The organism is Kluyvera intermedia (assembly GCF_021440345.1).
Taxonomy (GTDB): Bacteria; Pseudomonadota; Gammaproteobacteria; order Enterobacterales; family Enterobacteriaceae; genus Kluyvera; species Kluyvera intermedia_A.
Genome location: NZ_JAKCNS010000185.1, coordinates 1 through 496, shown reverse-complemented (window position 1 = coordinate 496; position 496 = coordinate 1). Strand labels below are relative to the sequence as shown.

Below are 496 nucleotides of genomic sequence, written 5' to 3'. Positions count from 1 at the left end.
AATGCTCAGCAATAGAAATTGTATACTCTTGAATACATTTACGCCCAACTAAATTCACTGCGAAATTAAATTTTTCAATGAAAACTTTTTTCTCTGATGATGTCAGACTATCTAGCAATGATTGGTTTGACATTCCCTTTTTAATATATTTCACCAGAATATTTAGAAGCAATTTCTTTAGCATTACATCCCAAAGTGGTCGATTCTCAATTAAGGTTAGCATATTATCAACCATGCTAGTAAAGGAATCAGTAAATAAATCCCGGCTCTCCCATGAATAACCTCGTGATGGTGTTATCACACCATGCTCATTGAGTTTATAGATCGCGCTATCGATGTAAGATAAAACACATTTACCAGAATTATTACTGATAATATCACTCAGCAGTATCGAACCATTATAGTCAAAGATTGGGAATTTTTTTATTGTCCTAAGTACAGAACGTAGCATATGGGTTGGTATAACTTTACCATATAGACTATCATAAACAACTTT

General features: G+C 32.9%; 1 protein-coding gene. It reads right to left on the bottom strand.

All coding sequences use genetic code 11. The features are described from left to right. Positions 1-496 (bottom strand): hypothetical protein (locus LZ634_RS22620; protein ID WP_234508964.1); only part of this gene is annotated, 496 nt, incomplete at both ends.